Source organism: Bacteroides sp. 2_2_4, from assembly GCF_000157055.1.
Lineage (GTDB): Bacteria > Bacteroidota > Bacteroidia > Bacteroidales > Bacteroidaceae > Bacteroides > Bacteroides ovatus.
This window is the reverse complement of record NZ_EQ973375.1, coordinates 15,944-25,223: the sequence shown is the minus strand read 5'-3', so window position 1 is coordinate 25,223 and position 9,280 is coordinate 15,944. Positions and strand designations below refer to the sequence as shown.

Annotated in this window: 13 protein-coding genes and 1 pseudogene; 9 read left to right on the top strand and 5 right to left on the bottom strand. The window is 41.7% G+C overall.

Annotated elements, in window-relative coordinates; genetic code table 11:
* Window positions 1–314: 314 nt before the first annotated feature.
* The 4 genes from BSCG_RS01505 (at window position 315) to BSCG_RS01520 (ending at window position 4,301) form a co-directional block, all read left to right on the top strand.
* Window positions 315–1,523, top strand: a complete 1,209-nt coding sequence (locus BSCG_RS01505) for a hypothetical protein (protein WP_005868786.1) — start codon at window positions 315–317, stop codon at window positions 1,521–1,523.
* 817 nt (window positions 1,524–2,340) lie between these two features.
* The gene (locus BSCG_RS01510; RefSeq protein WP_005868785.1) at window positions 2,341–2,967 is read left to right on the top strand and encodes a RadC family protein; all 627 of its coding nucleotides are present in this window, start codon (window positions 2,341–2,343) and stop codon (window positions 2,965–2,967) included.
* Window positions 2,968–3,143: 176 nt separating this feature from the next.
* The gene (locus BSCG_RS01515) at window positions 3,144–3,554 is read left to right on the top strand and encodes a hypothetical protein (protein WP_005868783.1); all 411 of its coding nucleotides are present in this window, start codon (window positions 3,144–3,146) and stop codon (window positions 3,552–3,554) included.
* Window positions 3,555–3,902: 348 nt separating this feature from the next.
* Complete coding sequence (locus BSCG_RS01520; RefSeq protein ID WP_005868782.1) at window positions 3,903–4,301, top strand: hypothetical protein; 399 nt, start codon at window positions 3,903–3,905, stop codon at window positions 4,299–4,301.
* Between the two features lie 112 nt (window positions 4,302–4,413).
* Here BSCG_RS01520 and BSCG_RS01525 read toward each other — a convergent pair whose 3' ends face one another.
* The 3 genes and pseudogenes from BSCG_RS01525 to BSCG_RS01535 form a co-directional block, all read right to left on the bottom strand.
* A complete protein-coding gene (locus BSCG_RS01525; protein WP_005868781.1) occupies window positions 4,414–5,010 on the bottom strand; it encodes a recombinase family protein in 597 nt (198 codons plus the stop codon).
* Window positions 5,011–5,051: 41 nt separating this feature from the next.
* On the bottom strand, window positions 5,052–5,381 hold the full coding sequence (locus BSCG_RS01530; protein ID WP_005868780.1) for a hypothetical protein: 330 nt from the start codon (window positions 5,379–5,381) through the stop codon (window positions 5,052–5,054).
* A 16-nt stretch (window positions 5,382–5,397) separates the two neighbouring features.
* Window positions 5,398–6,250, bottom strand: a pseudogene (locus BSCG_RS01535) (virulence RhuM family protein).
* A gap of 409 nt (window positions 6,251–6,659) precedes the next feature.
* On the opposite strand from BSCG_RS01535, the gene BSCG_RS01540 reads away from it, so the two are divergent.
* From BSCG_RS01540 to BSCG_RS01560, 5 genes are all read left to right on the top strand, one after another.
* Complete coding sequence (locus BSCG_RS01540) at window positions 6,660–6,908, top strand: AbrB/MazE/SpoVT family DNA-binding domain-containing protein (RefSeq protein ID WP_008771457.1); 249 nt, start codon at window positions 6,660–6,662, stop codon at window positions 6,906–6,908.
* Window positions 6,902–7,222, top strand: a complete 321-nt coding sequence (locus BSCG_RS01545) for a type II toxin-antitoxin system PemK/MazF family toxin (RefSeq protein ID WP_008771456.1) — start codon at window positions 6,902–6,904, stop codon at window positions 7,220–7,222. The genes BSCG_RS01540 and BSCG_RS01545 overlap by 7 nt, the downstream gene beginning before the upstream one ends.
* On the top strand, window positions 7,219–7,446 hold the full coding sequence (locus BSCG_RS01550) for a hypothetical protein (protein WP_008771455.1): 228 nt from the start codon (window positions 7,219–7,221) through the stop codon (window positions 7,444–7,446). The genes BSCG_RS01545 and BSCG_RS01550 overlap by 4 nt, the downstream gene beginning before the upstream one ends.
* A 99-nt stretch (window positions 7,447–7,545) precedes the next feature.
* Entirely contained in the window at window positions 7,546–7,830 is a 285-nt protein-coding gene (locus BSCG_RS01555; protein ID WP_008771454.1) for an HU family DNA-binding protein, read from the top strand.
* The gene (locus tag BSCG_RS01560; RefSeq protein WP_005868772.1) at window positions 7,827–8,099 is read left to right on the top strand and encodes a hypothetical protein; all 273 of its coding nucleotides are present in this window, start codon (window positions 7,827–7,829) and stop codon (window positions 8,097–8,099) included. The genes BSCG_RS01555 and BSCG_RS01560 overlap by 4 nt, the downstream gene beginning before the upstream one ends.
* A 61-nt stretch (window positions 8,100–8,160) precedes the next feature.
* Here the strand turns inward: BSCG_RS01560 and BSCG_RS01565 are convergent, their stop codons facing one another.
* The gene (locus BSCG_RS01565) at window positions 8,161–8,538 is read right to left on the bottom strand and encodes a hypothetical protein (RefSeq protein ID WP_008771453.1); all 378 of its coding nucleotides are present in this window, start codon (window positions 8,536–8,538) and stop codon (window positions 8,161–8,163) included.
* A gap of 386 nt (window positions 8,539–8,924) precedes the next feature.
* The gene (locus BSCG_RS01570) at window positions 8,925–9,179 is read right to left on the bottom strand and encodes a hypothetical protein (protein ID WP_005868768.1); all 255 of its coding nucleotides are present in this window, start codon (window positions 9,177–9,179) and stop codon (window positions 8,925–8,927) included.
* Between the last annotated feature and the right edge of the window lie 101 nt (window positions 9,180–9,280).

Below are 9,280 nucleotides of genomic sequence, written 5' to 3'. Positions count from 1 at the left end.
GGGTTGGGCAATAAATTGATAAAGCGTGAGCTTGATGAGTTTGTCAAAGAGAAACCATTGGTGCAAGTATTGATAGACCGTTCCTTTTTATCGGAAGAACTGAAAAAGTAATATAGGATGTCTATGGGGTACAGGTGTAAGATGCTTTCTTTCTGATGAAGGGCGGATAAAGCATTCTTCAGGAAAGTACTTCTCCTTTTCCCATACCGGTCATACCGTTAAAACTGATTGATAATTATGACGCGTATGTTGGCCGGTATGCCTATCTTTGTGGCAATGAAAACAGAGAAAGGATTGATTTTGTAAGTATTATCATGGCAAAAGAACTGATTCGTGTCCCTAGGGTGCTTGGGGAAAGCTATAATTCCGTGCTGATTGAACGGTTGTATGAGGCAGGTGGAAATGTCATGCTCGATCTGATCATATACCTGGGCAGCTATCACCTCAAAGACTTGTTCGGGACTTCCTGGTTCTCCGTAGAAGACTTCTGCCGTAAGATGGGGTATGACCGTACCAACTTGCAGCGCAAGCTGGATAGCCGGCAGCTCGCGGCCATGTTCGGAAAGAATATGCAGCCGGAATATGTATGTACCGACACGGCAGGACAGAGAATCAGCCATCCTATCGAGACGGTTTTTGAGGCGGCTCTCTATAAACTGGGATTGGAGAACCTCTGCTATCCGACCATTGGCGAGGATGGCCGTACATCCTATAATTTCGTGCAGATCTTGAAACGTTTCGACATAATGACCGATTTCAAGACGAAGAAGTCAACGAAAAGGCTGTACTCGGCAGTGGTAAGCCCGGAGATAAAGAATTTCATGTTCTCGCTCTATAACCTCTTGGAACTTCAGGATTACCGTAGCCTGCCCAGCCGTTACCGCTATTTCTATCTGGAACTTTCCAAGATGGTTTACCTGATCAAGTATAAGACCACCAAGAATGAGGCTCCTTTTTATGTGCTGACAGTCGATCAGCTGGCTAAAAAGCTCGGCATAGAGATTGCCGAACCCAAAGACCGGAAAAAGAAGGTCGCCTCGATACTGAAAAAGATGAATACTTACCTGAAATATACCAATTTCAATTTCTCTTTTGTGAAAGGCGATCATGAGAGATGGGCATATACCGTGTTGTTCTCGTTTCCTAGGCATACGCTGCACTATTTTGATGAAGGACAATATGCTGTCGTGGTGAAGAAATTCTATAAGAACCTGCTTGGGCTGTATGTCGAGATTGCCTACCCGGACACGGATATGGCTGTCAGGAGGAAGAAGATCAAAGAGGTGGAGGAAGATGCCGGACTGTATAAAGAGTTCCTTTTATGGGCAAACTCCCCGGAAAGCGTAGAAAAGAAAAAACAGATATATATCAGTGATTTCGTGGCTGTATTCGGCAGGTTTCCGGAAGGATGGGCACAGGAAGAGTTGGAGAGTGCCAATGGAACGGAAGTTGCTCCTGCTCCTGAAGAGTTCATATCTCCGGAGACGGACGGGGCGGTGAACATGGACGATCCAGCTGTGTAGAACCGTCCACGTTTCACGGTTTTTTATAGAATTAGTTGTGTAGAAGTGTCCCGTTTGTTGCTTCTAGTTGTGTAGAACCGTCCACTCCTTTTGCTTTAGTTGTGTAAAAGCGTCCGGTTTCACTTGTCAGCTGTGTAAAACCGTCCACCCGTTAATGAAGGGAATAGGTAATCCCTGTTTTTTTTATATGTCGGTATATCAGTGAAATAAAAGAGAGAAATTTTTAAATAAAAGGTATCAGCTGTGTAAAACCATCCACCAAAATACATAATAAAGACCTAAACTCCTAACCCCTTTAAATATCCCCAAAGCGATAACATAGAAATGACTGGGAAAATAAATTTTCCCTTCACATGCCCTATACGTACTTTCGGAAAAAGATTTTTCGGAAGTATGTGTTGATTTTCACGTTTTTTTATATGATTGGAAGGCGGTTCTGTTCATCTTCTGTATCCGAATTAGTTTTTCAGGGCGTTCCCTTCTGACCGGGCTATTCGTTGCAAGTCCTCGTTACCCTCCAGGCTTTTCCCTGCTATCCCTAACGCTCTACGCTCCGGCTATGCCGGAAGAGAGGTATGATGATTTTTTCCTGAACTGATAGGAACATTGCGAAGGTAGGCGTGGCCGGAACGCCCGATATTGAAAAGCCAAATCTCCATCCTCCCATTCCGGGAGGTAGTATTTACCAGTTCAATCCCGTTCTGATCCGTCTTTCCCGCTTTCTCTTCAATGCACTGTTCCCAATCAGTTGAGGAAAAATTTATGGTTGGGGCGACAAGCGATGTTTGCGAGTATTAATCTTTTAATTTTTGGCAGTATGAAAACGAAGAGAACCGTATTTGAAGTGAATGACGTTTATCGGGTGATGGAAAACAGCGAGTTGATTTATACCTTGACGAACAGTGAGAAACTGAAACGTGAAGAATATAAGTATGAACAGATGGAAATAGAAGGATTGTGCTTGTCTGATGTACTGGAAACACTAACACCCAGCCGTAAAAAAGTCGCTTATGCGGCGATTGAGCTATATAAACGGCTGAAAGAAGGGCAAGTTGAAAGTCCTGCGCTTTTATCCAGCAATAATGTTTATAAAATGATGCATCCTGTTTTGTGCGATATAGCTACTGAAGAGATGTGGGTGCTGTTGCTGAACAGTTCGTCCAAACTCATCCGTAAAGTCCGTATCTCATGCGGCGGGATAAATACCGCCCCTGTGGATATACGGGTTATCATGAAGCAGGCATTGTATTATAACGCCGTATCTTTTATCATGGTACATAACCACCCATCAGGAGCACGCAAGCCCAGCAGTGCGGATGACCGCTTGACGGAAGCAGTTAAAAAAGCCGCTGAAACATTAGACATCCGTTTGGTTGACCATGTGATTGTGGCAGGCAATAACTATTATAGCTATGCGGACGAGGGAAGATTGCAAAATAGGTAAGGTGGACGGGAGAAATCCCGTCTGCCCGGGATTTCGGCTTCGGGGTTCTTTTTGGGCAGTCACCCCAAAAAAGAACCAAAAAAATGCTTCCCGGACTATCGGATGCGACATCGTAAAATACGCAAAGACGTGGCTTTTCAGAATAAATACATATCTTCGCGCCAAAGGTGATCGGAATGAATGTATTTTCTACTTTTGATACAGGCGTTATGGTGGCTCTCTTACTGGGCATTGAGTTTCTTAGAAGTGATATCCGAACGATTCTCTATTGTAAAAGGAATGATCCCAGGATTCTTAAGAGTTGCTTATATACGCTGCTTATATTATTGACCAGCCTTTATTCTATTGTGGCCGGAGCCATGCTTCATCCGGAACCCGTACCTGTTTATGAGTTGATACCCGGTTTTCAATATGGGGTTTATGGCTTTTCTTTTTCGTTTATATTGCTCGCTGTTGCATGTCTTTATCGTAAAACATTACCTTTTGTCCTTTTGGGCTACGCTATGATATATGTGATCGGTGTATTGATACCACTACTTAGGTATGTAGTGTCTATGATGGATTATTTCACTCGCACAAGGGTATAGCAGGTTAATTTCTTGATTGTATCGGATTGCCCTTTCTGTGGGCTGCCTCCCCCGGCTTCTTTCCTCCGATCCGAGTCCGGCTTTTTGCTCGGCAAAGGTTTCGGGATTCCGCAAATGGCAAGTTACGGCCATGCGCCTTTACTGTATGGAAAATAACGATGAAGAAGTGTCTTCCCGACATTTTCCATAAGTGAAACTTGGCTTATTGCTTGCAATCCAGACCTTGATATGCCGAAAAAAGGCTCAGAACTCAGATGGGGAATGACATCAAAAAAAAGGTCGGCTGACCAAAGACCTTCCCGATACAAAAAATGAAAAGGTCTTGAATCTAGCTGAAGAATAAATCAGATGTTCAACTTAAATAATGCTAATATGGAAAATTTGATTACACAAATCAACAAAGAGAGATTGGTTAATAGCGACACAGCTCTTATGATGAAGGAATTATACTATTACGTGCCTTGTGAGTATTGGTATGACAAACAGGATAGGCTACGCACCGATATTGAGGGAAGGAATACCCCGATGTATATGTGCGAGTGCCCGACACTGGCAGCATGTATCCAATGGATGATACAGACTCGTGAATATACGTTTCAAACAGAACAAAACGTGGCGGTCTGGCATGTGGTTGTGAGGGCTGGAGATTATGTGTTGTATGACTCCGAAAGTAATGCGGACGCTTTTTGTTGTTTGGAAGAAGCATTGGAAAAAGCGGTACAGGAGTGCATGGAGTTATTGTATTAAAATTAAAAAAAATCAGTCCCCGTGAAGGGGACTTTCCTATAATCTTGCTGAGAGGTGGAATTGCAGACGATCTTTGAGAATCATCTTTGAAGGATGGGCAGAGGTTTATTCGTTATTTGTTATTTTTGTTCTCGGATTTCAGCGCAATTCCATTCCTTCTTAATAGGCGATATACTGTTCCGCTACTGCCTATGTTTAATATTTTCTGTATCTCCCTTACCGGCGTTCCGGATTCATAGAGTTGGATGCAGCTTTTCTGCTTGGCGATGTTGTTTTTGTTGATAAGTGTCTTTCTGCCGAATTTGACACCTTTTTCCTTGGCGATTCTTCTGCCTTCTTGGGTTCTCTCATAGATAAGGTCTCTTTCAAACTGAGCGAAAGCACCGAGAATGTTGTTCATCAGTTGGCCGATTGCGCCTTCCGTACTGATGTTGTCTTGCAGTGAGGTGAATTGGATGCCCCTATTCTTGAAATCTTCCAATAGCGTAAGGATATTCTTCAGCGAACGGCCAAGCCGGTCCAGCTTATATACGACAAGTGTGTCGCCTTCCCGGAGAAAGCTCAGGCAGGCATCCAGTTCCGGGCGGTTTTGTTGACGTCCGGTCATTTTCTCAGAGAAGATTTTCTCGCATCCGGCAGCCTTCAACGCTTCCAGTTGCATATCCAGATGTTGTTCCTTGGTGGAAACACGGGCATATCCTATTTTCATCCTGTTTTCGTATTTAAATGTGTAATGAAGGTTTTAATTCTTCACTTTTTCAAATATGAAGACATTAATTCTTCATATTCCTCACGGCTGTATTGGTTGAACCCCTTTTGCTTCATTGCCAAAAGAAGCCTTTCCAGTTCTCCGATAGTCACTACCTGTTTGCCGATAACGGTAAATTGTTCCCATTCTCCCTTTTCGTTGAGCAGGTATTCCCGGTGTGCAAAACAGTAAAGAGAACCATCGATGTCATTCCGTTTCTGCCATTGACGCAGGTGCTTCAAACTGGTGAAATCACGGGTGACAGTACGTGGAATGGGAACCAATACGTCAATTTCCATCTTGAATTTTATATTCTCTTCCGCTTCTCGCATGGGTGATTAGCTTATTTCATAATACATCAATTATCGTATGGGCAGGAAGTTCCAGTTTGGAGAAAGCAAACATTTTCTTGCCCAAATCCTTTAGCGATGCCCCAATATGATATACTTCCGTATTATCAATGATTAAGAAGCGGTCATGACTACTTTTGTAGGTTCTAGCTTCAATGGGAGGATATTGGTCATTGTGTTTGTTTAAATCAAGTTGGAGCTGTGCGTTTATTTTGTGTATAAATAGTAGCTGATACTCCACTGTTTCGTTTGCTCAACATGAGTAACACGGATTCATCTACATAGTTGTCGATAAGCACAAGTGAGCATTTGGCAGACTTTATTAAATCTGTAGCAAACTTATACGCATCGAATATCTGACCGTCAAAGAATATACCTTCCACCGGAGGCAATGAGGTGCGTACAAAGAAGTCTATCTTTGCATCATGTTCAGCAATGGTTTTCTCTATTTGGAAGAATCTATTGTTCATTCTATATTCCATGTCATTGAGCCGTTGGTTTATAGAATAACCTTTCAATAAATATTCTTTTAAAATTTTATTTGCCCATTGCCTGAATTGCGTACCTCTTACGCTTTTAACTCTGTATCCAACTGAAATTATTACGTCTAGACTAAAGAACTTGACAGGCTTATCGGAATTAGCAATGTGCAAAAAATGCACATTGCTTTTCTCTTCCAATTCCTTTTCCTTAAAAACATTATTTATATGTTTGGTAATAACGGTTCTGTCACGTTGAAAAAGTTCTGCTATCTGCGCTTGTGTGAGCCAAACGGTTTCATCTTCTAAACGTACTTCCAACCTTACAGCTTCATCCGGTTGGTATAGTATGATTTCTCCTTGCTTCTCCATTATATGTTTCGCTTTTATTATATTGTTGCAAATGTACGAAAAAGAAACGTTATAAAGTCTGTTTTTTCCGTAAGTATTACCTTAAAAATTTGTTCCCTTTTTATTTTAATAAAACAGAAACATTCTGCTGTCTTGTTGTTCATAGTTGGGGTATCAAATAACTAAAATTCAAATGGAAACATTTTAATGCACGTTTGTTTGTTAGAAGCCGGAGAAAAGGACACAAGACATGATAAGAATCATATGTCGGGGAGCGCCGTACGGCAAGGGGATACACCAGCACTCTCGACGAGTGAAGCCGTTGGCCGGGTTATCGGTGAAAATGGGAAAAAGTTAGTTTTTCTTTTGGTGTTGTTATAACTTTATCTATATTTGTATCGTGATAATCAACTTATAAAGTTATAACATTATGGTAACGAATATTATTCAGATTGGAAACAGCAAGGGGATAATACTTCCTTCCGAAATATTGAAACAGTTGCGTTTGTCCTTGAAATCGACTGTGAGCGTTTCTTTGGACGGGAACAATATTGTGATAAAGGCACAACCACGGCAGGGATGGGCGGAAGCTGCCAAACGTGCCCATGAGAATGGGGATGATGAGTTGCTTATCCCTGATGTGTTTGAGGATGAAAAGTTTGAGGATTGGACATGGTAGAACAGTATGGAGTGTATTGGGTAGAGTTAGACCCTACCCGTGGGGGTGAAATGGCAAAGACACGGCCATGTGTTGTTGTCACTCCTTCAGATTTGAATATGTACCTTACAACAGTAGTCATTGTTCCGATAACCTCCACGATAAGGAACTATCCTTACCGGGTTCTGTGTTCTGTAGCCGGGCGTGAAGGAGAGATAGCCACTGATCAAATTCGCACGGTGGATAAAAGCCGTATAAAACGAAAAATTGGAGAACTTAACAACAGGGAAATAGAGGAACTGAAAGAAGTGTTTCGACAAATGTTTTGTGAATGATGGAAGAGAAAGAGAATAAACCTACTTGTAAGGATTTTGCGGAGTATCTTAAAAAATGTGCCGAAGCCTATGCCAAGCATGGGAGCCAGGAACTGACTAACAGTGATGGAGAGTACCAGGATATCTTTGATGATCTGTGCCAGCTTCATGGAGATTTTGACCATGGAGCAAACCGAATCATCTCTTTAAAGGATATGTTTATAGAATACTTTAATGTAAAGTAACACTCCATTGGGCGAGGGCAGGGCTTGCTGCGGATGCCAGACTTTAAATAATCCATTGGATTAATTATCTTTGCACGCTAATTTTCAAATTATAAAGAAATGACTAAATCGGAAATCGTAAAGGAAATATCTGCCAGAACCGGCATCGACGGCAAAGCGGTGCTTGCTGTTGTGGAAGGATTCATGAACGAGGTAAAGACTTCGTTGGGCAAGGAGGAAAATGTCTATCTTCGTGGATTCGGTAGTTTCATAGTGAAGAAGAGAGCGCAAAAGACAGCCCGGAATATCTCTAAGAATACTACTATGATTATTCCGGCTCATAACATACCGGCATTTAAACCGTCTGACGAATTTTTGACAATGGTAAAAATGGGTAAACAATGAAAGATCAGTTACGATTATTGAGAGACTGTATCAATAATGATCGTCCGGCAGTTGTCTTTCAGGGAGACGATTTTTGCGCTCCTGAGATCTTGGAGGCAGCAAAAGAAATTTATCGTAAACATGGTTGTTCCGAAGAATTTCTTTTTGACTGGCAGCTGCTTATCAATGAGGTGAAGGCTTACCAGTTAGAAAGTCCGGCAACTGTCAAATTGCCGAAACTCTCCCCAACAGAAACGGAACTGGTGCGGGAAGAGATGACTAAACGCTAAAAAATATTCTCGTTTAATACGCACCTTTTATTCTTCAGGCAGCGTATTGAACGGGATGGGATTAAAATGTTGGCGAACCTGCTTTTTTCGAAAGTTCCTGCCAATAGTTGAAGTCACCCGGTGAAAGATGCTCTTGCATCCAGTCACGCATACCAATATCGTTTCTTTCGTTCACATATCTCGTAAACGGAATCATTGTCTTACATGCTTCAAATCCGAGCATTCTCATATGGCGTGAAATATTGGGAGGAAGATCTTCCAACCACTCTTTATAATACATTATCAATCTGTTTTCTTGGATTGGAACCGCTTGTTGGTGATAAATATAGCTGGCGTTTCCGATTCTAATATCTCTGGCCTTATTTTCCCGTTCTTCTTCAGGTAGCCGACTTAAATATTCAGCTTGCGCTATTCTGCATTTGGAGTTTGGATGTTCCATGGTATCTTATATAATTAAGACTCTTCAATGATACGGTTCATCAAATCACATATTTTTTGGCAGCTATGACGGTCTGCGCAAGCAGGATAGGGGCATTCCTCAAAGGATGCCTGATTATCCGTAACTATGAAACCTCCGGAACGACATACATAACTTACCGGATGAAAATAAATATCTTCCTTTTTCGGTCTATAAGTACATAGTCTTATAAGGCTGTTCAGCTCTTTGCAAATTTGCTCACATTTTTCTTTGGGATAATGTGGCAAATCACCGAATGCTTCGTAGGGGACAAAGGCAAATGCTTTGTCATCCTACATGACAGGTGTGTAATTCTGTACCATTTGTTATTTGGAATAAGGATGGCTGGCAGATTCCGTATTTCTGTATCAGTTAGGTAATCCGTCACTATTTAAGTGCGCCTGGGCAAACTCCCGGAGGTTCGTTTCGGCAATGCACTTTTCATAAATCTCATCCAATACTTCTTGCATATTTTCTACTTTATTGAATTTTAAGGGGCTGCCGTTTGTTGCGGCTTGCCTTTCCAGTTGTTCGATGATACTGGGAAATATCCCACGCAATAAACCGACGGTAGCTACGGCTGTAGCTGGTTCTACCTCTATTGTAATCTTTTTCTTTTCCATATCGTTGTATTATGTTATCAAAAGTAATAATTATTAGGATATTGGTAAGCATTTCTTCTGAAAAACTTTTTAAAGATATTGTTTTAAGATGGCATACTGTG